23 protein-coding genes are annotated in these 25,603 nt (G+C 48.4%); 4 read left to right on the top strand and 19 right to left on the bottom strand.

Annotated features, from left to right (window positions below):
• Positions 1–114: 114 nt before the first annotated feature.
• Both H9630_RS15185 and H9630_RS15190 read right to left on the bottom strand, forming a co-directional pair.
• The gene (locus tag H9630_RS15185; RefSeq protein ID WP_191716340.1) at positions 115–1,914 is read right to left on the bottom strand and encodes a sensor histidine kinase; all 1,800 of its coding nucleotides are present in this window, start codon (positions 1,912–1,914) and stop codon (positions 115–117) included.
• Entirely contained in the window at positions 1,874–3,424 is a 1,551-nt protein-coding gene (locus tag H9630_RS15190) for a response regulator transcription factor (protein WP_191716341.1), read from the bottom strand. The genes H9630_RS15185 and H9630_RS15190 overlap by 41 nt, the downstream gene beginning before the upstream one ends.
• Positions 3,425–3,659: 235 nt before the next feature.
• On the opposite strand from H9630_RS15190, the gene H9630_RS15195 reads away from it, so the two are divergent.
• Both H9630_RS15195 and H9630_RS15200 read left to right on the top strand, forming a co-directional pair.
• Positions 3,660–3,821, top strand: coding sequence for a hypothetical protein (locus H9630_RS15195; protein ID WP_191716342.1), 162 nt, complete (start codon positions 3,660–3,662; stop codon positions 3,819–3,821).
• Positions 3,822–3,843: 22 nt separating this feature from the next.
• Entirely contained in the window at positions 3,844–4,086 is a 243-nt protein-coding gene (locus H9630_RS15200) for a hypothetical protein (RefSeq protein ID WP_225218615.1), read from the top strand.
• A gap of 325 nt (positions 4,087–4,411) precedes the next feature.
• Here the strand turns inward: H9630_RS15200 and H9630_RS15205 are convergent, their stop codons facing one another.
• From H9630_RS15205 to H9630_RS15220, 4 genes are all read right to left on the bottom strand, one after another.
• On the bottom strand, positions 4,412–4,900 hold the full coding sequence (locus H9630_RS15205; RefSeq protein WP_191716343.1) for a DUF4306 domain-containing protein: 489 nt from the start codon (positions 4,898–4,900) through the stop codon (positions 4,412–4,414).
• 102 nt (positions 4,901–5,002) lie between these two features.
• Positions 5,003–6,058: a hemolysin family protein gene (locus tag H9630_RS15210; protein ID WP_191716344.1), complete on the bottom strand. Its 1,056-nt coding sequence runs from the start codon at positions 6,056–6,058 to the stop codon at positions 5,003–5,005.
• Positions 6,059–6,137: 79 nt separating this feature from the next.
• Entirely contained in the window at positions 6,138–7,445 is a 1,308-nt protein-coding gene (locus H9630_RS15215; RefSeq protein WP_191716345.1) for a hemolysin family protein, read from the bottom strand.
• Positions 7,446–7,483: 38 nt separating this feature from the next.
• Complete coding sequence (locus H9630_RS15220) at positions 7,484–7,870, bottom strand: MerR family transcriptional regulator (RefSeq protein WP_191716346.1); 387 nt, start codon at positions 7,868–7,870, stop codon at positions 7,484–7,486.
• Positions 7,871–8,409: 539 nt separating this feature from the next.
• Between H9630_RS15220 and H9630_RS15225 the strand changes: the two genes are divergently transcribed.
• Complete coding sequence (locus H9630_RS15225) at positions 8,410–8,751, top strand: hypothetical protein (RefSeq protein WP_191716347.1); 342 nt, start codon at positions 8,410–8,412, stop codon at positions 8,749–8,751.
• An 87-nt stretch (positions 8,752–8,838) separates the two neighbouring features.
• Here the strand turns inward: H9630_RS15225 and H9630_RS15230 are convergent, their stop codons facing one another.
• On the bottom strand, positions 8,839–10,836 hold the full coding sequence (locus H9630_RS15230) for a penicillin-binding transpeptidase domain-containing protein (protein WP_191716348.1): 1,998 nt from the start codon (positions 10,834–10,836) through the stop codon (positions 8,839–8,841).
• A gap of 665 nt (positions 10,837–11,501) precedes the next feature.
• On the bottom strand, positions 11,502–11,675 hold the full coding sequence (locus H9630_RS15235; protein ID WP_191716349.1) for a hypothetical protein: 174 nt from the start codon (positions 11,673–11,675) through the stop codon (positions 11,502–11,504).
• Positions 11,676–11,849: 174 nt separating this feature from the next.
• On the opposite strand from H9630_RS15235, the gene H9630_RS15240 reads away from it, so the two are divergent.
• On the top strand, positions 11,850–12,662 hold the full coding sequence (locus H9630_RS15240) for a CPBP family intramembrane glutamic endopeptidase (protein ID WP_191716350.1): 813 nt from the start codon (positions 11,850–11,852) through the stop codon (positions 12,660–12,662).
• Between the two features lie 44 nt (positions 12,663–12,706).
• Here the strand turns inward: H9630_RS15240 and H9630_RS15245 are convergent, their stop codons facing one another.
• The 11 genes from H9630_RS15245 to H9630_RS15295 form a co-directional block, all read right to left on the bottom strand.
• Positions 12,707–14,533: an ABC transporter ATP-binding protein gene (locus H9630_RS15245; protein WP_191716351.1), complete on the bottom strand. Its 1,827-nt coding sequence runs from the start codon at positions 14,531–14,533 to the stop codon at positions 12,707–12,709.
• Positions 14,530–16,254 (bottom strand): ABC transporter ATP-binding protein, encoded by a 1,725-nt coding sequence (locus tag H9630_RS15250; RefSeq protein ID WP_191716352.1) that lies wholly within the window; start codon positions 16,252–16,254, stop codon positions 14,530–14,532. The genes H9630_RS15245 and H9630_RS15250 overlap by 4 nt, the downstream gene beginning before the upstream one ends.
• Complete coding sequence (locus tag H9630_RS15255) at positions 16,251–16,724, bottom strand: MarR family winged helix-turn-helix transcriptional regulator (protein WP_191716353.1); 474 nt, start codon at positions 16,722–16,724, stop codon at positions 16,251–16,253. Before H9630_RS15255 ends, H9630_RS15250 begins: the two co-directional genes overlap by 4 nt.
• A gap of 151 nt (positions 16,725–16,875) precedes the next feature.
• The gene (locus tag H9630_RS15260; protein WP_191716354.1) at positions 16,876–17,145 is read right to left on the bottom strand and encodes an RNA polymerase sigma factor; all 270 of its coding nucleotides are present in this window, start codon (positions 17,143–17,145) and stop codon (positions 16,876–16,878) included.
• A gap of 147 nt (positions 17,146–17,292) precedes the next feature.
• Entirely contained in the window at positions 17,293–18,180 is an 888-nt protein-coding gene (locus H9630_RS15265; RefSeq protein ID WP_191716355.1) for a TIGR01777 family oxidoreductase, read from the bottom strand.
• A gap of 67 nt (positions 18,181–18,247) precedes the next feature.
• Positions 18,248–18,694 carry a DUF4385 domain-containing protein gene (locus H9630_RS15270; protein WP_191716356.1) on the bottom strand — a complete coding sequence of 149 codons (447 nt, stop codon included), beginning with the start codon at positions 18,692–18,694 and terminating at the stop codon, positions 18,248–18,250.
• Between the two features lie 1,040 nt (positions 18,695–19,734).
• Complete coding sequence (locus H9630_RS15275) at positions 19,735–21,375, bottom strand: glycoside hydrolase family 13 protein (RefSeq protein WP_191716357.1); 1,641 nt, start codon at positions 21,373–21,375, stop codon at positions 19,735–19,737.
• Positions 21,376–21,387: 12 nt separating this feature from the next.
• On the bottom strand, positions 21,388–22,407 hold the full coding sequence (locus tag H9630_RS15280; RefSeq protein WP_191716358.1) for a LacI family DNA-binding transcriptional regulator: 1,020 nt from the start codon (positions 22,405–22,407) through the stop codon (positions 21,388–21,390).
• A 12-nt stretch (positions 22,408–22,419) separates the two neighbouring features.
• Positions 22,420–23,235, bottom strand: coding sequence for a carbohydrate ABC transporter permease (locus tag H9630_RS15285; protein WP_191716359.1), 816 nt, complete (start codon positions 23,233–23,235; stop codon positions 22,420–22,422).
• A complete protein-coding gene (locus H9630_RS15290) occupies positions 23,235–24,095 on the bottom strand; it encodes a carbohydrate ABC transporter permease (RefSeq protein WP_191716360.1) in 861 nt (286 codons plus the stop codon). Before H9630_RS15290 ends, H9630_RS15285 begins: the two co-directional genes overlap by 1 nt.
• A gap of 113 nt (positions 24,096–24,208) precedes the next feature.
• A complete protein-coding gene (locus tag H9630_RS15295) occupies positions 24,209–25,513 on the bottom strand; it encodes an ABC transporter substrate-binding protein (protein ID WP_191716361.1) in 1,305 nt (434 codons plus the stop codon).
• Positions 25,514–25,603: the final 90 nt, after the last annotated feature.

Consider the following 25,603-nt stretch of genomic DNA (forward strand, 5'->3'; position numbering starts at 1 on the left):
CACCTTGTCTACAGTATAACGACACAAAAAAAAAGATTGTTAGCACAATCTTTAGGTGTTTGTTTGATAATTTTTAGATATTTCAAACTTTCCGATAATTTAGTTGGACTATTCTTAGATGCTGGTAATTTCTTTAGGTTTTGCAGAAATCTGAAGCGGCAATTCGACTTTCACTTTTGTGCCGTTTCCTATTTCACTGGTGATTTCTACGCCAAATTCTTCTCCATACAGCATCTGGATGCGCTCATGGACATTGCGGATGCCGATGCCGCTGAACAAGTGGCGTTTCTCTTTGATGTCTTCTTTGGTATGGTCGCCTTTGATTTCCATGCCATCGCCGTTATCGACGATTTCGCATAACAGGTTGCCTCCTTTTTCAGAAACCAGGATTTGGACAAAGCCTTCTTTTTGGATGTTGAACGCGTGGAAAAAAGCGTTTTCGATAAACGGTTGAAGAATCAGCTTCGGTAACTGGTAATCCAGGCAATCGGGCGAAATGAAGAAATTCACTTTGATGCCTTCGCCGTATCTCGCCTGATTGATCAACACGTAATTTTTTAAGTCTTTTATTTCCTGTTCGACGGTGATGGTTTGGTCGACGTTGCTCAGGGCATTTTGCAATAACGAAATCAAAGCATGGATCATATCCGTCGCTTTTTCCTTTTTGCCCTGCTGGATCATGAATTTGATGGAAGCCAAAGTATTGTAAAGAAAATGCGGATTGATTTGATGCTGCAGCGCCATCAGTTCCGCAGAACGCTGTTTTTGCTGCGCCTGGACAACAAGGCCGACATATTCCTGTAATTCATTGAGCATGGAATTAAAAGCATTGGCAATTTTTTTCGCTTCGTAGCCGCCTGTTTCGGCAACCGGCCGATTGAATTCGTGTTTGGCGCTCGTTGAAATCTGCTTGACCAAACGGCTGATGGAATTCGTTATCCGCCGGGAAATGAGAAACACCACAATCACAGCCAACAAGACGATGCCCAAACTGATCAATAGAATTTCTTTGGTGTTGATCAAATTGGCCAATACTGCGTCTTTATCCACCAGATTCACCAAATACATGTCATAGGTCGGAAGGTATTGCGACATCAGCATGTAATCTGTGCCAGAGATGGTGACATCTTTGAATTCCAATCCTTCATCTTCCACTTTTTCCGCCAATGCCAGAAGCTCATCAGCTTTGTCACCGATCATTTCTTCTTTATTGCTGGAAACGATCTGCCCTGCCCGGTTGACCAGCAACACTTCGTTTTCCGTACTGGTATACCCTTCATACAGCCCTTTCCATTGCTCTTCGAGAATCGGAAAATACAGCACGCCATAAATTTCGCCGGTCGACCGTTCCATGAGTGCTTTTGTGGCCACAATCATCGGTTTGTCATTAAACGACGTAGAAGGCATAAATTGATAAAGCAGCGTATTGGGCCGGTTGATGGTGTACTTCGTTATGGGATGGTTTCGCAGTACGTCCCAAGACACCGGCCAATTGGAATAATTCATATTGTACAGGCGTTCGTTGTTGCCGAGCACAATCATATTGGTGTCGTAGGACTCGACCGTCGGATAAATGCGTTCAATCTGCCGGCTGATGTCGTGATAGGATTTCGACGTTTCGATGGCGCTTGTGTTTTCCTGCGTCAATACCTTTTTGATGGTGCCGTTGTTCTGGACTTCATTCGTGGCATTGACGATGGCAAAACTATAATCTTCGAATCTGATCTCGATCTGTTCCAGGGCTTTCGTGTTTGAAATGCTGAAAGTCTCCATGAACAAATCGGAAGACATCCGGATCGAGCTGAAGGTGATCAATAAAGATACGGCCACAATACTGAGCATCATAATCAGAAACATTTTGATGAACAGGCTGTTATTTCGTAAGATGAGAAAGGCCTTTTTCTTCATTTTCATGTCGGACACGGAACTCCTTTCGGTAACTGCCTGGCGACGTTCCGGTTATGCGTTTGAACACTTTGCAAAAATAGCTGTGATCCGAATAGCCGACCATTCCGCTGATGTTCGAAATGGTGACTGTACTGTTTTCCAAGAGGTCCATGGACTTCTTGATCCGCACCCGGTTCAAGTATTCGCTGAACCCTTCTTTGTGGTGCGCACTGAAATAAGAAGACAGATACGATGCATTGAAATGAAAATGGCTGGCAATTTCAGACAGACGGAGCGGCTCGGTATAATGCTGTTCAATATACGCCAGGATTTTATCGATGTTGTTGGCCTGCTCACCTGCTTTATTAAGCGACAGGATGTTGGTCCGCACTTCTTCCAGGAATGCGTTGAACTGCGCCAGCGCTTCATGAACATGTTCCGCTTCGTTGATCGCCGAGAAATAACCGTATTTCTTTTGCTCGATTTCCTTGTTGTCGTATTTCATGGCATCCAGTAATACAATGATGTTGAAAACGATATTCCCTAAAAATGATTTGAATTCAAAGCTGTCGTTGTTGTATCGGCCCGCCAAATCCGCCACATGATTTTCAAGATACGAAAAAGCCGTATTGAACAGGCGGTCTTTGAACATCTCAATAAAATGATTCAAGTCAAAATTGGCTTGTTTTTCATTTTCTTTCGGCAAGTTGTCGTAGACGAATACATTCTGTTCCGGCAGATAAAATAAATACTTCTTCATCTTCACGAAGCCTTCGTCGTGGACCTTTTTGATGTCATCGATTTTATCGAACGGTTCGAACACCATCCACGTGGCAAGCGGCGTTTCGGCCGCATGGCTTTCGATGGCTCCTTTAATGGCTTCCAGCTGATTTGGATTGAAATTCAGCAAAAGCATCGATTCCGAATCGCTGGCAGCAAACGAATAAACGGCAAGCTCTTCAAGCGGCGTCCGGTTGAACACGGCTTTCAGCTGAGCCGAATCCAGGTTGTTTCCGTGTATGCGCACCAAAACAAACCGGCTGTTAGGAAAGACCGCCCCATCCGCTGACGAGTCATAGCCGAGCAGCATATTTTCCAGCATTTCCTCTGTGGAACGCTTCGGCTTTTCCAGCGAATCAGCATCCTGTAAATCCGGAATTCTGTTGACGATCTGCTTTAAGATCCGCAATAATTCGGCGCCGTTCAACTTCGGCTTCAAGATATAATCGGCGACTCCGTTCTGGAAAGTCGAGCGTACGTAATCGAAGTTTTCAAAACTGCTCAACACAATGATTTCAAGATGAGGAAATGCTTTCTTGGCTTCTCTGACCAAATCGATGCCGTCCATAATCGGCATGACGATATCCGTCACGACAATATGCGGAGAAAATTCCCCGATCATTTGCATCGCTTCTTTGCCATTCGACGCTTCCCCAACAATCTGAAACCCTTCCTGTTCCCAATCAATATAATTGATGATCCCTTGCCTGATCAGCATCTCGTCATCGACAATCAACACTTTGCACATTTCCCCCATGAATATACCCCCTTAAAATGTAACCCATAAGAAAAAAACTGGACCTGAATAGCCTCTTCATTCGGCACCTGCTTCTATTTCTCTTGTGCCAATCTACAGACATAGTACCACTTTTTATTGATCAGCGACAAAAAACCTCCTTTCAGGCGCTAATCTTCTGCTTGAAGGAGTATCTGGAATCTTTTTGAAACGTTTCTTCGCTCCTGCCGTATAACAGGTACGAGGAGGTGCGTGTATGATGAATGAATTTTTCTTCCTGATTCCGATAGTGACCATTCTTTTTTATTTAGTGGTATTCGGCTTTGTGATTTATGCCGTGGTCACCGGCCTGAGATTGGCGAAAGAGCGCAACGAGCAGTTGAAAGCGATTGCTGAAGAATTGAAGCGGAGACCGTAGTTCTCGAGAGGGGTTGGAAGATGTGGGATTGATCCGGTGGCTGTTTTTTGAAAAGAAGCATTTGGCTTATACGGTTTTTGGCGATGATATGTACTATAAAGCAGCTGGCAAGCTCACCGCTCACGGTGTCGCTTACGATGCAGTATTGAAAGTGAATGCCAATGCCACTCCCCCCGTTTTCAACAATGCGGCAAATTCGGCGCAATATGATTTTTATGTAGCGAAAGAGCAGAAGCACCGCGCACAGCAGGCGCTTCACAGTTAGATCTCAGTATTTGCTGCTTACCAAAAACTACAGACCCGATTGGCTGCAATTCAAGTGCGACGCGACGCTATTTGCTTTTTAAACAGATTGGAGCTGCGCGGGAAAGGCCTATGGCAGAGAAGAATTGTTGTAAAAACCTAAAAAACGCTTCAGGCATGGTGAGTGCCTGAAGCGTTTTCGTCTTTTATTCCGCAAATGAGCGATTCTGCAAACAACATATGGGATTCCGCAAGCAATGTCGCATATTCCGCAAACAACCTCATGCATTCTGCAAACTACGCCGCCGATTCTGCAAACAAACTCCACGATTTCGCAAGCAACCGCTTTAAGACGGCAGCTTCCCTGCTTTAATTAACCACCAGATGGTGAAAATTATCATAAAGATGCCGGTTCCAAGGAAAACCCTCGAAAACAATTCCAATCCGGCGGTCGGCGAGGCCATCAACGCCCCGCTGAGTACCAGCAGCGCGATTGCACATAGTAAGAGAAACACGCTTAAAGTCGCCTTCTTTCTTCTGAATATCCAGAAAGACAGTTGCAGAAACAAAATCATGCCGGAAACGAACATGACGAGCGGAAACAACGGCTCGAATTTTGCGGCGTAGACGAGGTAGTCGATGGCCAGGATATCATCTGCCGAGCCCACTCCTCCACCCAACCAATTGGTGAACACTGCAGAGTACGGCCACTCCCAGGAAATATCATCAAGCTGGCTTCCTTCATAGAGGCTGATGAATGTGGCAGCGGCGAAAAAGGTCAAGGCGCCGAAGAACAGGACAGCTTGCTTTGATTTCCTTGCGTTTTCATTCTCCATTTAACCTCTCCTTACCCAGCTTCTTTTCCAACCATTATATCAATAATTTTCCAAGTCGCATAAAAAAAGAAGAGAAACCCGAAGGCCTCTCTTCTGATCCAATTAAGTGGGTTTCACTTCGTACGAGTCGTCGCTGATTTCTCCGACGATTTCTTCCAGGATGTCTTCCATCGTGACAAGGCCGGAAATGACGCCGTCTTTTGTGGTGACGACCGCCATATGCGTCCGGCTTTGCTGCATTTTTGTCAGGACTTTCTGGATCGGCGTGGTTTCTGTAAAGCTTGTCATTTCATGGATGAACGATTCGGGTTCTTGAATCCGTCCCGCCGCCATGCTCGTCAATATTTCTTTGGTGTTGATGAAGCCGATCAATTGGTCTTTATTGCCGGCATCGGTGACCGGATAGCGTGTGTACTCGTGGCCATCGATGACATTGAACAGACCATCACGGGTCAAATTGCCGTCGATCGTGACCATTTTCTCCCGGGGGATCATGATGTTCCGGACAATGCGGTCATCGAAAGCGAAGATGTTTTTCAGGTAAGTCAATTCGGTTTGATTGATCTCACCGCTCTGATAGCTTTCAGCCATAATCAGTTTTAGTTCTTCTTCGGAATGGGCTTCTTCGTGGCCGGCTGGCTCTACTTTAAATAAACGCAGCAACAGGCGCGCCGAACCATTCATCAGCCAAATGAATGGGCTCATGATTTTTCCGAACCAGTAAAGCGACGGTGCCAAGAGCAAGGTCATCTTTTCAGCGAATTGGATGGCCAAGGTTTTAGGCGCCAATTCTCCGATAACCACGTGCAGGAACGTTACGATACTCAATGCAATCGCATAGGAAAGAACTGTCGATAACGCTGCCGGAACCTCAAAGGCTACAAATAGCGGGTGCAGCATGCGTTCCACTGTCGGCTCCCCTAATGCACCAAGCGCCAAAGCGGTTACGGTGATTCCGAGCTGACAGGCGGACAGGTAGTAGTCCAGGTTATTGGCTACTTCTTTTGCCCGTACAGCTTTTTTATTGCCTTCTGATATCAATTGGTCGATCCGTGACATCCGCACTTTCAAGATGGCGAATTCGGCACCCACGAAAAATGCGGTTGCAATGATCAGCAACGCCACAAGTATCAAGTTAATTACTATTTGTCCATCCAAGTTGTATCCCTCGATTGAGGGATTCACCTCCATATATTTTGTAGGTTCTACTGGCTATTTCACGGTCCAGTTTATTCGATTAAGTTGTCGGTTGTTTATGGAACATGACTTGCTTGATCTGTTGGTTGTCCATTTCCGTTACAGTCCATAGAGTATGGTCTTCCGTGACTGTTTCGCCCGGTTGAACTTCTCCCAGGCTCTTGAAATGAATCCAGCCGCCGATGGTATCGATCTCTTCGCTGTCATCAAAAGACAGTCCGAAACGTTCCTCAAGGTCTTTCAGCAGGACACGGCCATTAATCAAGTATTGGTCTTCATTGACTTTACTGATGTCCGGAACTTCATCCGCATCGAACTCGTCGCGGATTTCGCCGACGATTTCTTCCAAAATGTCTTCCATGGTGATCATACCAGCGGTACCGCCATATTCGTCCGCCACCAACGCGATGTGGACGCGGGCATTCTGCATATGCAATAACGCATCTTGCAGGCCAGTCGCTTCAAAGACGGTCGGCAATTCCAAAATGAACTCTTCCAGCTGCCAATCACGCCCTGCGACGATATGCGGAAGCATTTTCTTGGCACTGACAAAACCGAGCACGCGGTCTTTGTCGCCATCTTCCGTGACGGGGTAGCGTGTGTAATTGTTCTCATCCAAAATCTCGATGATTTCCTTCAACGGCATGTCTTTATCGAGTGTCACCAATTCGGTGCGCGGCACCATGATATCTTTAGCCACGCGCTCATCAAATGAAAAGACGTTTTCCATATAGGAAAGCTCGGTTTCATTGATCGCTCCGCCTTCATAACTTTGGGCCATGACGATTTTCAGCTCTTCTTCCGAATAAGCCTGTTCGTGCCCTGCCGGCTGAACGCCGAAAAGCCTCAACAGGACGCGGGCAGCTCCGTTCAATGCCCAGATGAAGGGCTTCATGATTTGACCGAACCAATAAAGCGAAGGCGCCAACAGCAAGGACATCTTTTCAGCGAATTGGATCGCCAAGGTTTTAGGCGCCATTTCACCGACCACTACGTGAAGGTAGGTAACAAGCAAGAACGCAATCGCGTAGGAAGCAGCCGATGCTAAAGCATCGGAAACTGCAAAAAATTCAAAGATCGGGTACATCAAGCGTTCGACAGTCGGTTTTCCGAGCGCCCCGAGCCCGAGTGCCGTTACGGTAATGCCAAGCTGGCAGGCGGACAAGTAATAATCCAAGTCGCTGGCCACTTTTTTTGCCATCACTGCTTTTTTATTGCCTTCCGCAATCAATTGGTCGAGCCGCGACATGCGGATTTTAACGACCGCAAATTCCGAGCCGACGAAAAAGGCCGTCAAGCCAATCAATATCACTAATAACACTAAATTCAATAAGGTAACTATATCCACGTGTTCTCCCTGTAAAAGGGATTCACCTCCAAAGTTGGTTACAGCAAAGCGATTAAGGCAGCAATTGCTGCCACTTGATGCTCAAGCGCTTTGCTGATGTGCAGCTTCACGGAACTTGGCGCGTCTTTCAATTGCTCTTCCAAGCGCGTGATTTTTTGTTGCAGGTACTCGAATTCCTCGGTCACTTCGTCCACCAGCTCATTTGTTTCCGGCATTTCCGGCGCGTTGAGGATTTCTTTGATTTCCGAAATCGACAAACGCTGTTTCTTCAGCAGCTGGATCCGTTCAAGCGTCTGCAGAGCAGAAGCCGGATAAAGCCGGTAGTTGGCTTCAGAACGTTCACTATGAAGCAATCCGGATACCGTGTAGTAATCGATGGTTCTTGTTGATACCCCGCTCATTTTTGCAACTTCTCCGATTTTCATTAATCCCTTCCCAATGCAGACGCCTCCCTTTTTGATTCCGTTCAGCCGCAAAACTTACGTAGCTGAAATCCGTTTTGATCAACTGCGGAAAAGCAGTTTCTCTCTGTAATAAAAAATATAGCACATGCCAGTAAAAAGCATACAGTTGCACGTGCTGCTTTTTAATAGAAATATTGAAATACTTAGGAGGTTTGCCATGATATCGACATTTTTTGCTTAGAGAGGTGGTTTAGCGAAAGAGCGGTTCGTGCACGGGGTGCCTGAAGTGGTCTTTCTTCTTTTTCCAATTATGGTTTTGGTGATTCTGCAAACAACTTCACGGATTCTGCAAATAAAACAGGTTATTCCGCAACAAACCTGTCTTTCCGTCATTCTGGCTTCTCTCCCGTTTATTTTTCAATTTCAGGACTGACTACCGGCCAATCGGGTATAGCTCTAATACAGCAATTTCTTGCTGGATAACGGTCTTTAGCCACGGGGTTTATTCGTAAAATCGATTTTGAGATTTGTCAAATAGCATTGAAAAGGAGATGGCGTTTTTGGAATATCAACTGACTTTGCGCTTGGCTGATGAAAATAAAGGGTATTCCTGGCTGTTCGAGAGCCCGGAGGATACCATGCCGCTGTTTGATGAGGTAGTGGAGACGTTCCAGCATTACGAAGCAGATGACATGGAGACGTTTATCCGCGAGAAGAAAAAGGAAATCGAGGAGACGGGGTCCAGCCATACCGCACAGATTGACGTGACGAAAGTGGACAAAAAAGCGATTATCCGATCCGCGTCGTATAAGGAAATGTGGTACGAAGGAAAATATTTCGATGACATTTTGGAAGTGTTGACCGATCGGTTGGGCCCACCGGAAAATCAGCAATTTGAATAGCAGTTGTTGGCAGCAAGCGTCCTTTGGGGCGCTTTTTTTGCCGGGAAATAAAATAAAAAGCCAGGCGACATCTGCCTGGCTCCATACTTATTCCCGTCCTTTGATTACTTGTTCCACCAATCCCCCTATGGATTCTTCCCCTTCGACCATCATCGCGAAAATGAGATCCGGGCTTTCCAGGCTGTAGCCGACAAACCAGCCGTTCTGCTCGCCGCCTTCGCGCGTGGTACCACTTTTACCGGCGAGCTCCAGCCCCAGCTCGCTGCCGGCGTTGACCAAGCTTGCCTGCAGCGTTTCGGCATTTTCAGCGTTAAGCAAGCCTTCATTCCATACTTGTTGGTCTGCGTCATCGAGTAATAAAGTCGGCTTATAGAGAGTGCCGTTTGCCAAAATGGGACTGTAGAGAGTGGCGAGATGCAGGATGTTGACTTGCATCTGCCCTTGTCCGGAAGCCGTTCCGGCGAGCTGGCCTTCCGAACCGAATGTGCCGTCCTTAGAAATCCGTGACGGTGCCAGCTCGATCGGGAAGGCGATTTCTTCACCAAAGCCGAAGACTTCCAAGCCAGTCCGGAATTCATCATTTGGAATATTGAGTGCTTGTTGGGCAAAGTAGATATTGTCCGAATGGGCGAGCGCTTTATTCAAATCAATCGGATTCGGCACGTCGTCGCGCGGACGTGTCACCCGGTAATCGCCCCACGAACGGTAGCGCTGCCACGACTTGCCGGTGATATCGAGCCCTTCCGCCGGATTGAGCGTACCACTTTCCATCCCGATGGCCGCGGTGACCGGCTGCATGACCGGACCTGGCGTATAGACGGCCGCAAACCGGTTGAAGAATGGCTGCAACGGATCGTTCGCAAGCTCCTGGAAGCGGCTATTGGTGATGGTGGGAATAAATTCGTTGGGATCGAAACCCGGCGAACTGACCAGCGCCAGCGTTTCGCCGGTAGCCGGGTCAATCGCAGCACTGGTTCCCGGCTTGCCGCCCAGTGCATTGTAGAGTGCTTTTTGCAATTCGGCGTCAATCGTCAGCGCCACAGTTTCGCCAGGCACGGGTTCATTGTCAACTGATGTGATGACGGCGTTTTCCCGTTGCTTCTTCAAAATGATGCGGCCGCCCGCTTCTCCGCGGAGCCGATCCTGCAAAATTTCTTCAAGCCCCTGCCGCCCGACCTGTGTTTCAGCCGAATAGCCCTGTCCGCTCCACGCGTTCAGCTGCTCGGCAGTGATGGGACCGATATAACCCGTAATATGCGCCAGTGCAGCACCATACGGATAGGTGCGCATCGCCACTTCGTCCCGTGTCGTGCCGCGAATTGTGAACAATTCATCCAGCTTCTTTTGGTCTGCTTTGATTTGCGCAATCGGCACTAGAAAATGCGGCTGTACCCACGGCTGATTGAGCTTGTCATCCAGCGCCTGCTCGCTCATCCCCAGCAATTCCGCGAGCTGCGGCTTTTTGGACTCATCGAAGTTTTCCGGAATCACACTGACTTCATAGCCTGTGCTGCTTGAAGCGATCGCTTGCCCGTTGCGGTCCACAATCTCGCCGCGCGGACCCTCAGTGATTTCAGTCGTCACCTGGTCCCCAGCTTCGAGATTTGGCAGAATAAAAGACGGATCCCATTCCACAAACCAGTCTTCCACTTCGCCATGCGCTTCATACAATAAAGTAAGCGTCTTTTCGAATTCCACCGGACCGATAATCGTATCGAATGTTACCCGGATCGGGAAATCCGCCGGCTGTTCGTGCGTCCATACGGCATCTTCCGCCGGTTCGGTGTAGGAGATTTCTAAGTTGTCGATGCCCAATTGTTCGTGAAGCTCCTGTTGCCAAGCGACAAAGTTTTCCTCTCCGTAAACCGATTGCGTGCCCTGGTTCAAATAATTAGTGTGCATGCCGGCAAAGTCGCCGGCTTTCCACAGTTCAATAAACTCGGCAACCCGAGGTTCCGGCGACTCGACCGCCTCGACCGCCTCTTCCAGTTGTGGTTCCGGTGCGGGTTGCGCGTCCTCCTTCTGGCACGCCGTTACTACGAGAATCAATAGAAAGAAGATGGCTGATAAGATGGTCTTCCTCATCACATGACCTCCGCTCTTTAGCTTTCTCCTATTATCGCTTGAACCGGCTAGAATATAAAGACTGAATTTTCTGCATATAATTTATTGTGTTGGAGGGAGTGTTAGGGAGGATGTTGGCGAGAGTTTAGGTAGAGACGGGGAGAGTTCATGTAGGGATGCAAATAATGCTTGTAGAAAAATCGAATTGTCATGTAGACTCATGCTTTTCCGGTTGGATCGTGAGTTGTTAATGTAAGAGTGTGGAAATGTCATGTACAAACTTATATAGTGCAGGTAGAAACGGCGTATCCTCAGGTAGACTCCCACTATCCCGGTTGAATCGCGAGTTGTTCATGTAAGAGCGAGGATATGTCATGTAGAAACTCAAATAGTGCAGGTAGAAACGGCGTATCCTCAGGTAGACTCCCACTATCCCCATTGAATCACGAGTTGTTCATGTAAGAGCGAGGATATGTCATGTAGAAACTCGAATTGTTCAGGTAGAAACGGCGTATCCTCAGGTAGCCACCCACTATCCCGGTTGAATCGCGAGTTGTTCATGTAAGAGCACACAAATGTCATGTAGAAACTCAAGTAGCACAGGTAGAAACCACATATCCTCACCTAGCCACCCACTTTCCACAAAAAAAATAACCAAGCGGACATCCGCCTGGTTAACTTCACACTTATTTTTTCGTTTTTTCTTTGATTTTATTTGCGACGTCGTCTTTCATGACCATCGCTTTATCTTTGTAGGTCGATGCTTTTTCTTTGTAGTCGTCTTTGTTTTCTTCCCAATGCGCTTTGCCTTTTTCGATCGACTTGTCTTTCAGCTGGTTCAGTTTGTCTAGAAATGCCATGTGAATCATCCTTCCGTTTCCCCCGCCGCTAAAACGGTCAGGTCAACTGAGTTAAGCATACCTTGTTTGCCTGTTCGTGTCTAAAGTTAGCCGCTATTAAATGAAACCCGCTGCGTTAAATGGCGTATACTCTATATAACTAATTCCGAACTGCTTATCCGAAAGGGGTGCTCCATGTTTGAACAAATGAAGGCGCGTTACCTGATCCTGTATTCGGTGCTTGGGATGATTTTGTCGCTAGTGTTTCTGCTGGCACTGGATGTCAGCGACACCATATTTGATGTCGTCAGCCAATTGGTGCTGTATGTAGTGGTTCCCGGCATTTACTTCGGCTATTACTTCCGGAAGCACAATGCTTCTGTCTGGAATGTGCTGTCGTTGGACGGAATCCGGAAATGGCTGCCGGCTTTATTTGCGCTGGTGGCGGTGTCGATCGCTTTTTCCATCAGCATGTTCTGGTTTCAGTTGTTCATGCTGGCGCCCATCGCCCCATGGGTAGTGGATTTCATGCTGGAAGAGTTCCCGATGCCGAATACGCCTGGCTACATCGCTTTCACGATTTTCACAATCGCCATTTTGGCGCCGGTCGTGGAAGAGTTCATGTTCCGCGGCGTGCTGCTGAAGCGCATGATTGGCAAGACCTCCATGTGGGGAGGCATTTTGATTTCCAGCCTGCTGTTCGGTGTTTTGCATTTGGATATCGTCGGCGCCTTCCTGTTCGGTGTCGTGGCTTCACTGCTGTATTTGCGGACCAATAATTTATTGGTGCCGATTTTATTGCACATCATCAATAATTCATTGGCAGCGGCTGCGCTGTTTCTGGCACCGACTTGGCCGGAATCGCTCGCCATTTTCAGTCTGGCCGATATCTATGCGAAAGCGGCTCCGAATGCCGTAGTACTTGGCATCAGCGCGGTGCTGTTGATCGGCGCCATTTTCTGGCTGGCGCGCGGTCTGCCAAAATCTCATAAAGAAATCCATCAATAGGAAAAGGTCTCCCGTGCAAAAACTGCGCGGGAGACCTTTTCCTATTAGACAGCCACTTCCGTTGAAAATTGGCTGTGGTACAGATCGGCATAGAAACCGTCTTTGTCGAGAAGCTGTTGGTGCGTGCCTTGCTCGATGACCGTTCCTTTGTCCATTACAAGAATCAAATCGGCGTCTTTGATGGTCGACAGGCGATGGGCGATGACAAAGCTGGTGCGCCCTTTCATCAATAGGTTCATCGCTTGCTGGATAAAGATTTCGGTCCGTGTGTCGACGCTCGAAGTCGCTTCATCAAGAATCATGATCGGCGGATCGGCGAGAATCGCACGGGCGATGGTCAGTAATTGTTTTTGCCCTTGTGAAATATTCGATACTTCCTGGTTCAGGATGGTATCGTAGCCATCCGGCAAGGTCCGGATAAAGTGATCGGCATGTGCCGCTTCTGCCGCTGCCAAAATCTCTTCTTCGCTGGCACCGGTTTTACCGTAGGCGATATTGTCGCGGATCGTGCCGTTGAAGAGCCACGTATCCTGCAGCACCATACCGAAGTTCTGGCGCAGCTCATGACGCGACATTTCCCGCGAATCCAGGCCATCAATCAGGATGCGTCCGCCATTCAATTCATAGAAGCGCATCAATAGGTTGATCAAAGTCGTTTTGCCGGCACCGGTTGGCCCGACGATCGCAACCGTCTGCCCAGGCCGTACATCGATGTTCATTTTGTCGATCAGCAAGTCTTGGTCATAGCCGAAGTCGACATCTTCAAAAGCGACAGCGCCTTTCGCACGTGGCAGAACGGAAGTCGTCACTTCTTCCACTTCCTCTTGCTCATCCAGCAATTCGAAGACCCGTTCAGCCGCGGCAATCGTCGATTGAATGATGTTGGCGATGTTCGCGGTTTGGGTGATCGGCTGCGTAAACTGTTTGGAATAGGTGATGAACGCTTGGATATCCCCGATGGAGATGGCACGCTGCGTCACCAGGATCCCGCCGACGATGCTGATAACGACATAACTCAAGTTGCCGATCAGCGTCATCATCGGCATGATGATCCCCGAAATAAATTGGGCTTTGCGGCCCGCTTGGTACAGTTCTTCATTGACTTCATCGAATTGTTCGTTGGATTTCGCTTCATGGCCGAATGCTTTGACGACTTGGTGGCCTGTGTACATTTCTTCCACATGGCCGTTCAAGCGCCCCAGATTTTTTTGCTGGCTGCTGAAGTATTTCTGGGATTTCTTCAAAATCGGTCCGATGACGAATAAAGACAGCGGCAACGAAACAAGTGCGATCAATGTCAATAAAGGACTGATGGTCAGCATCATCACCAGAATCCCGACAATGGTAACGATGGAAGTAATGAATTGCGTTAAACTTTGCTGCAGCGTGCTGCCGATGGTGTCGATGTCGTTGGTCATACGGCTTAAGGTTTCGCCGTTTGCGTGTCCATCAAAATACTTCAGCGGCAGTTTCTCCAGTTTTTTATTGACGTCCTGGCGCAGATCATAGACCGTGTCCTGCGCCACCGTCGACATCATATACTGCTGGATATAGCTGAACAAACTGCTGAACAGATAGAGTCCGGCAAGGACGGCGAGAATCTGGCCGATGACGCCAAAGTCAATGCCGCCGCCCGGCACGCCCTGCAACTGGCCGTATGCCCCTTCGAACAATTCGGTGATCGCCATCCCCATGATTTTCGGTCCGACGATGGTGAACACCGTACTGAGTATGGCGACCAGGAAGACCGCTGCCAGTTTCTTGCGGCGCGGTTTTAAATAAGAAACAAGGCGGCGGAATGTGCCTTTGAAATCCTTGGCTTTTTGCGGCGGCATGTTCGCTCCGCCATGAGGAGGTCCCATCTTGGTCATGCGATCTCCTCCTCTGACAATTGGGATAAGGCGATTTCACGGTAAACTTCATTGGATTTCAACAGTTCTTCGTGTGTGCCCATGCCCACCATTTTTCCTTTTTCCAAAACAATGATGCGGTCCGCATCGACGACGGTGCTGACGCGCTGTGCCACCAATAGGACTGTAGCGTTTCGCGTTTCGTCTTTTAATGCTCTGCGCAGCTTGGCATCTGTCTTGAAGTCGAGCGCCGAGAAACTGTCATCGAAAATATAGAGATCCGGCTTGCGGATCAATGCACGGGCAATCGACAGGCGCTGCTTCTGTCCGCCTGACAGATTGGAACCTCCCTGCTCGATTTCAGCTGCGTAGCCGCCTTTGATTTGATCGATAAACTCTGTCGCTTGCGCAATGCTTGCCGCGTGTTCCATTTCCGCTTGCGTGGCGTCTTGTTTGCCGAAGCGGATATTGTCCGCAATGGTCCCGGTGAAAAGAACCGATTTCTGTGGCACAAAGCCGATTTTCGAACGGATTTCCTGTTGCGAAGCTTCGCGGATATCGACGCCGTTGACGCGGATGGTTCCGCTCTTGACATCATAAAAGCGCGGCACCAGATTGACCAGCGTCGACTTGCCGGAGCCCGTCCCGCCGATCAAGGCGGTGATTTCTCCCGGTTTGGCGGTGAAGCTGATGTTCGACAGCGCCGGTTCTTCCGCTCCCGGATAATAGAAAGTGACATCTTCGAACTCCAGCGTGCCCCGTGCACGGTCCGCTTTGGCGGTGCCGTCGTCCGCGAACGCCGGTTTCATTTCCAATACTTCGTTGATGCGCTTCGCCGATACCGCTGCACGCGGAACCATGACGAACATGAACGAAGCCATGACCAATGCGAACATGATCATCATGACGTATTGGATAAAGGCCATCAGATCCCCGATTTGCATGGCGCCGTTGTTGATGCGGATACCCCCGAACCAGATGACAGCGACGACGGTCATGTTCATGACCAACATCATCACCGGCATCAGGAAAGCCATGACTTTATTGACTTTAATGGAAACATCGGCCAATTCACGGTTGGCTTTTTGAAGGCGTTCCTTTTCTTCCGGCTCGCGGTTAAAAGCGCGGATGACACGAATGCCCGTCAGGTTTTCACGCACCACCAGGTTCAAGCCGTCCAAACGTTTTTGGACTTCCTGGAATAAAGGCATTCCGTATTTCAAGATCAACAAGATCGCAATGGCCAATACCGGCATCGCGCCGATGATGACCAGCGACAATTGTGCGTCTTTCGAAACCGCCATAATGACGCCGCCGACCAGCATGATCGGCGCGCTGATGACCATGCGCAGCATCATGATGACCACTTGCTGCACCTGGGTGATATCGTTTGTGGTGCGTGTGATCAGTGAAGCCGTTCCCACTTCATCGAATTCCTGCAGTGAAAACTGGCTGACGTGTTTAAAGACTTTCTGCCGCAAATCGCGTCCGAGCCCCATCGCCGCTTGTGACGAATAAAAACTGGCAAAGACCGCAGCGACAGCACCGATTGCCGAAACCAGCAGCATCCAGCCGCCGATCCGCCATATATACGGAATGTCCCCTTTAACGACGCCGTTGTCGATGATGTCCGCCATCAAGGTCGGCAAGAATAGTTCTGCCATCGATTGGCCGAATACCAGCAACACGACTGCCAGCACAACCCATTTATACGGATTGAGGTTTTTCAGGATTTTAATCATTTCGTTGCCACCTCTAATTCCACTTCTTTTAAATACGTCGAAATTTTTTGGTGCGCGCGAAGCAGTTCTTTTACCTGCTCGTCCGTAAACTGTTCACTGGCCGCTTTGAACACCTGATGCAGGCCATCTTCCTGAAGATGAAGTTCCTCCACCAACGCCTGGCCTTTCGGGCTGAGTGCCAGCAAGGTTTCACGGCGGTTGTCCTCGACTTGCCGGCGGTCAAGATAGCCTTCTTTGACTAGTCCATCCACCGCCTGGCTCAACGTACTTTTCGGCAGGAACGTCTTTTCCCCAATATTTTTCTGGGTCATTTCCTTGCAGCTGATGATCGTCATCAAAATCGAATATTGCGGAATCGACAGCCCTTTTTCCACTGCCGACTTTTGAATGAAGCGCACCATATTTTTCTGTACATGGGCAAATGACAGCATCAATTGCATATACGCATCCATTTCTTTGTTCTCATTCATCTATAGCACCTTCCTTCATTTCCGAACCGTTCCAAATGGAACTATCATTACATATCCTATAAGCTACTCCGATTGGTCCGGTCCGTCAACTTTGGAGTACCGGCTTTTATGGCAATAAAAAACATCTCCAACAAGCGGAGATGCGACTGCTTCAAGAACATATTTTTATGGTGGATTTGGCGCTATGCGAATGGCAACAGTCAATGAGCTGCGCCAGCAGTTTGCGGTTCTGCATAAAGTTTCTCGGCTCGTTCCAAACCGTGTGAAACACCTGAGCGACAAGCTGCTCACAGACGGACGAGTCTGAATCGGCTTGGCGTGCAATGTTCCATAAGATCCGGTGGTAGCGGTCATACAAATCGGACAGCGCCTGTTGTTCCCGGTTCAGTATGCCCATCATTAATTTCTCGTCTATGGTCAATTTGTCACCCCCTCCTCTGCCATTGCCTTTAGGCAATCGTCCTAAACCCAACTATCTCGAAATAAAGGCATTTTTTTAAAATAAAATAGAAAACACCAGAAAATTCCGCCTTTCGCAGAGTTTTCTAGTGCTATCGGTCTATCTCATTTAATTGTTCAAAATGTTTTCCAACGCTTTATCGAGCGTCGGGTAGGTAAAACGAAATCCAGCCTGCTGCAGCCGCTCCGGCAAAATCCAGCGGCTTTTCAAGATCAATTCCGGTTCTGTCCCAATAACCACTGCGCCTATTCCCAGCATCCACTTGGTTGCCGGCAAAGCAAACTTCCGGTCCATCGTTAGCCGCAATTGCTTCATCAGTTCGCGATTGGTGACAGGTTCCGGCGACGTGGTATTGATGACGCCGCTGATGTTTTCATTGTCACGTATAAACAGGATGATGCGATAAACATCTTCAAGATGAATCCAGCTGAACATTTGACGTCCGTTGCCTTGCTTGCCCCCAAGTCCGAAGCGCACCAAGTTTTCGTATGGCGGCATGACACCGCCGTCTTTGCCGAGAACAATCGACAGACGCAATGCCGCTTGCCGTGTATTCGGCAGCTTGAACGTGAAAAACGCCTGCTCCCACGCTTTGCCGACCTCCACCGAAAAGCCGCTGCCGAATTCCCCATTCGCTTCGGTCATCGGCCGGTCTTCCGCATGGCGGTAGATCGTCGACGTACTGGAATTAATCCAAAGCGGAGGCGGATTGTCACAAGCCAGAATCGCGGTTCCCAATGCTTCCGTCGTCTCCATCCGCGAATCGAAAATCTCGCGCTTATTCGCTTCGGTATACCGGCAGTTCACCGATTTCCCCGCCAAATTGATCACCATCTCAGCGCCTTCCAACGCGTTGACGATTCCGGTATGGTTGCTCCAATTCAAATGGCCGGGCTGCCGTGAAATAATGACAACCTGATACCCCTGGTCTGTGAATTTCTGTTCCAAATACTGTCCGACAAATCCGGTGCCTCCAGCCAATACGATCTTCTTCATCCAATCACCCATTTTCTGTAAGTTGGTCTCAAGCTACTTGACGCTTTAGTGGAATAAAAGATGCGCCTCAGCCAAATTCTTTTTGGTGTTTCTTTTTGCGCTTCAAGTAATCTTCATCTTCACGGATTTCGTCCCATCGTTTTTTGAAAATCGCCGCCGATTCCGCCTTCACCGGATCGATTTCCCGCTCCTTGATGCTGCCGTCTTCATTGTATTTGCGGCCGCCTTTGTAATTGGTGTAGCGGCGCGCCCGCGTATAGCCCATCTGAATGAACTTGCGCGCCATGTCCATTCCCACAAAATCATCCTGCTTGCGGTAGTCCTCGAACATTTCCGAAATCTTATCGCACGATTCCTGCGCAATTTCCGGCGTCTTGAAACGCCAATGCGGCAAAATTTCACTCTTATACGGCTCCACCAGCAACACCCCTTGCTCGCCTTTTCCCACACGATACAGCTCAGGATGTTTCCGCAAATCCAAGTTTTTGTAATCCAAATCATAATCAAACGCCACGTTGATCGACTCCTTTATACTGATTGCTTTGTTAGAGTTATACCCTTGATTGGGGTGGGTGAATCCATAGGAAGTGAAGCGCTGAGTCTTTGTGTGGAGAGTGGGATTGCGGTAGAAATGGGGGTTGTTCATGTAGAAAGCTCAACTTGTTATGTAGCGACACAAGTTGTGCGGGTAGAAAACCGGTATCCTCCTGTAAAAAGTGGCGATCCCGGTAGAAATGAAGATTGTTCATATAAAAAGCTCCACTTGTCATGTAGCGACGCGAGTTGTGCGGGTAGAAAACCGGTATCCTCCTGTAAAGAGTGGCGACCCCGGTAGAAATGAAGATTGGTCATGTAGAAAGCTCCACTAGTCATGTAGCGGCGCGAGTTGTGCGGGTAGAAAACCGGTATCCACCTGTAAAGAGTGGCGACCCCGGTAGAAACCCCGATTGTTCATGTAGAAAGCTCCACTAGTCATGTAGCGGCACAAGTTGTGCAGGTAGAAATCCAATATCCTTCTGTAGAGAGTGGCGACCCTGGTAGAAACGCCGATTGTTCATGTAGAAAGCTCCACTTGTCATGTAGCGGCGCGAGTTGTGCAGGTAGAAATCCAATATCCTCCTGTAGAGAGTGGCGACCCCGGTAGAAACCCCGATTGTTCATATAAAAAGCTCAACTTGTCATGTAGCGACGCGAGTTGTGCGGGTAGAAAACCGATATCCTCCTGTAGAGAGTGGCGACCCCGGTAGAAACCCCGATTGTTCATGTAGAAAGCTCAACTTGTCATGTAGTAAAACAAGTTGTGCGGGTAGAAAACCGGTATCCTCCTGTAAAAAGTGGTGACCCCGGTAGAAACCCAGATTGTTCATATAAAAAGCTCAACTTGTCATGTAGCGGCGCGAGTTGTGCGGGTAGAAAACCGGTATCCTCCTGTAAAAAGTGGCGATCCCGGTAGAAACCCATCCCTCCTATAAAAACAAAAAACCAGAGAAAACCTCCACGGTTTCCTCCGGTCTTTATCGTCGGGGGCGTTTTTCAGCCCCCTGGTCTTATCCATTATCCATTCAGGTTTGTATCTTTTGGGATTTTGTAGACACGCGCTTCATATGGAAGCAATTGCGCGGGGTCGATGCTTTGGTGATTGGCCAGAAGCAGTGTGGAATCTTCTGGATCCACTGCGCATAAGACCGCATGCTGAGCAAGGTTCGTTACGACTAATACCTTGTCGTCTTCATTTTCGCGTGTATAGGCAAACACGGAGTCGTGGTTCATGTCCACCAGCTGGTAATCGCCGTAGACGAATACATCCATGTTTTTGCGCAGCCAAATCATCTGTTTGTAAAAAGACAGTACCGAATGCGGATCGTTTTCCTGCGCTTCGACATTCAGCCATTCGTAATTCGGATTGACGCCCATCCATGGCAAAACGTCCGAGAAGCCGGCGTGGTTGCTGCTGTTCCATTGCATCGGTGTGCGGGAATGGTCACGGCTGGTCGCACGCAAAACGGTCATGATGGCATCATGTTCCATTCCGCTTTCTTTCTTATGGAAATACAGATTATGTGTATGGACGTCATCAAAATGATCGAGTTCTTCAAACGGCGCATTCGTCATGCCGATTTCCTGGCCCTGGTAGATGAACGGTGTCCCTTGCATGAAGAAATACATGCAGCCGAGTGCCGTCGCGCTTTCACGCCAGTACGACTGGTCGTTGCCCCAAGTCGAAACGATGCGCGGCCGGTCATGGTTTTCGATGAATAAAGCATTCCAGCCATTGCCGTTCACTTTTTCCTGCCATTTGCTGAGGACTGTCTTCAATTCCGGGACGTTGACACCATTGCGTACTTCGGTGTTCCACAAGCCGATGTCTTCAAACTGAAAAATCATATTGAACTTGCCATTCTCAGGACTGACCCAATCGTGGATTTCATCCGCTGAAACGCCGTTCGCTTCACCGACTGTCATGATGTCGTGTTTGCTGAAGGTTTCATCGTATAATTCCTGAAGCAGCGGTTGGATGCCATCGACATTCATCATCTTTTCCCATGAAGGCACAAAGAGGTGACCGTCCAGATCCGGAACGTTCGAGTACTCTTTTTTGATGTGGCTGATGGCGTCCACGCGGAATCCGTCGATGCCTTTCGCTACCCACCAATTAATCATTTTAAAAAGTTCATTGCGGACTTCCGGGTTTTCCCAGTTTAAATCAGGCTGTTTTTTCGAAAAGACATGCAAGTAATACTGGCCGGTCTTTTCGTCGTATTCCCAAGCCGGCCCACCGAAGATGCTTTCCCAGTTGAGCGGCTCATCACGCCAGACATACCAATCACGCTTCGGATTGTGGCGGGAGGAGCGCGATTCCACAAACCAAGGATGTTCATCGCTCGTGTGGTTGATCACCAAATCGATGATCAATTTCATGCCACGCGTGTGCACTTCTTCCAGCAGGCGGTCGAAATCCTCCATGGTTCCGAAATCTTCCAAAATGGCCTGGTAATCGCTGATGTCGTAGCCATTGTCGTCATTCGGCGATTTGTACATCGGACATACCCAAATCACATCGATGCCCAATTCTTTCAAGTAATCCAATTTGCTTGTGATGCCGTTGATGTCGCCCAGGCCATTGCCGTCAGAATCCATGAAGCTGCGCGGATAAACCTGATAGACGACTGCTTCTTTCCACCATTTTTTATTCATATCCGATCCCTCTCAAAGACGGCGGCAAGATCCTCTTTCAATCAGCCGGGATGAAACCACGACTTGCTTTGGAGGCACCGATTCGTCCGTTATTTTCTCTAATACCAATTCCGCTGCATGCAGCCCGAGTTCATAAATGGAAATGTCTACGGTGCTGAGCGGCGGCTTTAAATGTTTTGAAATGGCGTGGTTGTTGAAACCGATGATGGAAATGTCTTCGGGCACCCTGATTTGCAGATCCTCAAGGTAGCCGATCACTTCGTATGCGACCATGTCGTCATGCGTGACGATGGCTGTCGGCGGCACGTCGAGTGCCATCAACTGGCGGATTGCTTCGCGTTCCTTGCCTTGCATGAGTTCCTGGTTCACCGCGTAGGCTTCAACAAAGGGAATGTCGTGTTGGTCCAGTGCCTGCCGGTAACCTTCCATCCGATCCAGCGAAACGACGAAATCCGTAGCCCCTCCGACAAAAGCAATATGCCGGTGTCCGAGGCCAATCAGGTATTCCACCGTTTCTTTAGCGTTGTTGATGTTGTCGTTATCGACATACGAAACGGTTTCCGGATCTTTATACGGACGTCCGACTACAGAGAACGGCAACCCGCATTGCCCCAAGTATTCCATAACCGGATCGCCGATTTTCGAATACAGCAGGATGATGCCGTCGACTCGTTTTCCTTGTGCCATTTCCACAACTTCCCTGTGGATTTCTTCCTGTGTAGCGCCTGTCGATAAATACAAGCCATACTGGCTGCCGTGCGCACGTGTTGAAATGCCGCGCAGCACTTCCGGAAAGAAAGGATTTTGAAATGCCAGTGTCGCCGAATTTTCCATAACGATGCCAAGCGTCTGGCTCTTTTTCGCTACCAGATTGCGGGCCTGGAAATTCGGGAAGTAGCCCAGTTCTTCCATGACTTCACGGACTTTTTGTTTGGTCTTGCTGCTGATTCGTGGATTATCTGCAATGACACGGGACACAGTGGCCGGCGACACGCCAGCTTGTTTCGCAACGTCTTTAATCGTGACTGCCATGATGCTGCCCCCTTATTTTACTGCTCCATCCGATACGCCTTTGATGATTTCACGTTGTGCAATAAAGTAGAAAATGATGACCGGAATGATGGCGAGCGTCAAGCCCGCAAGTGCCAGATGCCATTGTTTCGTATATTCTCCGAAGAAAAAGAACATCTTCAATGGGATCGTCTCGCTTCCCGGAGTGTTGATGACCAATGAAGGCAATAAGTAATCGTTCCAGATCCAGATAATGTTCAGGATCGCCACCGTCACCGTGATCGGCTTCAGGATCGGGAAGATGATGTACCAGAATACTTGCCAGCGGTTGGCTCCGTCGATTGTTGCTGCTTCATCCAGCGAGCGCGAAACATTGTTCAAGGCGCCGTGATAAAGGAAAATCGATAGGCTTGCACCGAATCCAAGATACATGAAGATCAATCCGCCGCGGTTCAGCATTTCAAATTGGCCAAATACCGTCACGAGCGGAATCATGACCGACTGGAATGGAATCAACATCGCTGCAACGAATACAAAAAACAGCACCGTGCTGAGTTTGCTTTTCGCACGGGACAGCGCATACGCAGCCATCGCAGAGAAGACGATGATCAAAACCACACTGACGATGGTGATCAACAATGAATTGAAAAGCGTACGCATAAAATCAAGCTCTTCGAAAGCGGTGATGTAATTATCGAAGTTCCATTCTGCCGGCAGGCTGATGGTATCCATGAATATTTCTTTTTTTGATTTGAACGAGTTGACGAACATGAGATAAAAAGGGGCCAGCCATAAAAGCGCCAATAATCCCCCAAGGACTTCCAGTTTGATATCCCACTTTTTCCGCATTACATTTCAACCTCCTTGCGTTTGTTCACATAAACTTGAACAAGAGCGATGATCGCAACGATGACAAAGAATATGACCGCTTTGGCCTGCGCATAAGCGAAGGCATTTTGCGTGAACGCAGTCTTGAAAATTTCCATTGCCACCATTTCAGTTGAGTTGTAAGGTCCGCCGCCTGTCAGCGACAAGTTCTGGTCATACAATTTGAACGAGTTGGACAGCGTCAGGAACATGCTGACCGTGAACGCAGGCGCGACAAGCGGAAAGACGATGTAACGGAAACGCTGGAATGTAGAAGCTCCATCAATTTCAGAAGCCTCCAGCAATTCTTTCGGCATCCCTTCCAAATAAGCGATGTAGATGACCATGATATACCCGGCCATCTGCCAGCTCATCAAGATAACCAAGCCCCAGAATCCGGTGTCTGTCGTAGACAGCCAACCTTGCAGGCTTTCCATGCCGATGATTTCACCGACACTGGCGAACACTTTGATGAAAATGAACTGCCAAATAAATCCTAAGATCAATCCACCGATCAAGTTCGGCATAAAGAATGTCGTACGCAATAACTTGCTAGAACGGACGCGGCCCGTCACAAGCAATGCCAGGGACAGTCCGATGATGTTGATCAGAATAACTGAAACGATCGAGAATTTTGTTGTGAACCATAGAGAATCCAAGAACCGCTCATCTTTGAACAAATCAATGTAATTTTGTAAACCGACGAATTCACCAGTAACAATACCGTTCCAGGAAGTAAATGAATAATAAACTCCAAGCAGCATCGGAACGATGACAACCAGCGTTAGCGCCAGTAAAACGGGGGCGAGGAACAACCAATAGGATAAATCTTTTGTACGCATGTAGGCACCTTTCCTTCCTTAACTCATTCCATGAAAGCTCCGGTGACAAAACAAAGTAGCACAGAGGCTACTTTGTTTATCACGCTCATGATGAAAACCGGGTTGTTTTGTTATTATTCAGCTCTGCTTGTTTTCCAAGCTTCTTTAGCTGATTCGATGACTTCGTCCCAGCTTGCTTCGTCGCTCAAGTATTTTTGGATACTTGCGCCAAGTTCGTCTTCACCCCATCCAGTCGGATAGCCCATGAACACCCAACCGATTGTGTTGCCTGACTCAGACGCATCATAAATCGCTTTCGACATTGGATCGGAGATTTTTGAAGTATCGTAACCTTCATAGGCAGGAATGAATTTAAAGTCTTCCACTACCGCTGTTTTTCCAGCGTCTGAAGTATAAAGCCAATCCAAGAATTCTTTTGATTCTCTGATGACATCTTCGTCCGCTTGTTTGTTTACGCCCCAGTACATCGGTACGCCAACCGGTAAGCCTGCGTTATCCAGACCTTCTACAGGAATCGGCATCAGGCCGACACCGCTGTCTGCAAGTTCAGGGTCGATTCCAGCGATTGAGCCGTAAGCCCAGTTTCCTTGTTGGATGATCGCTACACGCTCAAGAGAGAACAGTTCTTCGACTTGTTGAGAATAATCAAGGCTCACAGTCGGCTGTTTCGAATATTCGTTTTGTAGATCGACGATTTTCTTGTAACCTTCTGCGTATTTAAAGTCGACAGTTTTTGCGTCAAATGCCGCCAATACATTGTTGTCGAATTCAGGTGCCAAGAATGTATTTGATAAGTGAAGTCCTGTTACCCATGCTTCTTTTCCTGGGAAAGCAAAAACCGATTCAAGTCCCAATTCGTCTTTTTTCGAATCCAATGTTTTCACAGCTTCTTCAAGTGATGCGAAATCTGTGATCGACGCTGGATCAATTCCAGCTTCCTCAAACAGGCGTGTGTTGTAGATAAAGCCGTATCCTTCTTGGTTATAAGGAAGTCCAAGCACTTCAGATTCAACCGTTACACCGTCAAGTGTGCCTTCAAGTGCGGCTCCCGCTGCTTTTGTTTCAGCTAAGTCAGACAAATTGTCTTTCCAGTCCGCAACGTCCTGAGGTCCACCGATGTTGAAGATTGCCGGTTCGTTTCCGGATGCAAAGCGTGAACGAAGTGCCGCGCCATAATCTTCTCCGCCTCCGACAGTAGTGATTTCAACATTGACGTCCGGGTTCTCTTTTTCGTAAAGCGCCACTACGTCTTCAAACTGGTCTTTAAATTCCACTTTGAACTGGAAAATATCAACCGTTACCTGATCTTCGCTTCCTGAACCTGAAGCTTCTTCCCCGTCGCTGCTGCACCCTGCTAATACTGCTGCCGACAACATCAATGATGCCACTAACCCCTTGTTGAACTTAAAATCCTTCATCCTAAACTCCCCCTTTTGGTTTTCATGCAATCGTTTGCACAATGTCGTAAATAATTATTGGAAACTCTCTGAAGCGTGTTTCCAATAATT

Source organism: Planococcus wigleyi (assembly GCF_014836985.1).
Classification (GTDB): domain Bacteria; phylum Bacillota; class Bacilli; order Bacillales_A; family Planococcaceae; genus Planococcus; species Planococcus notacanthi.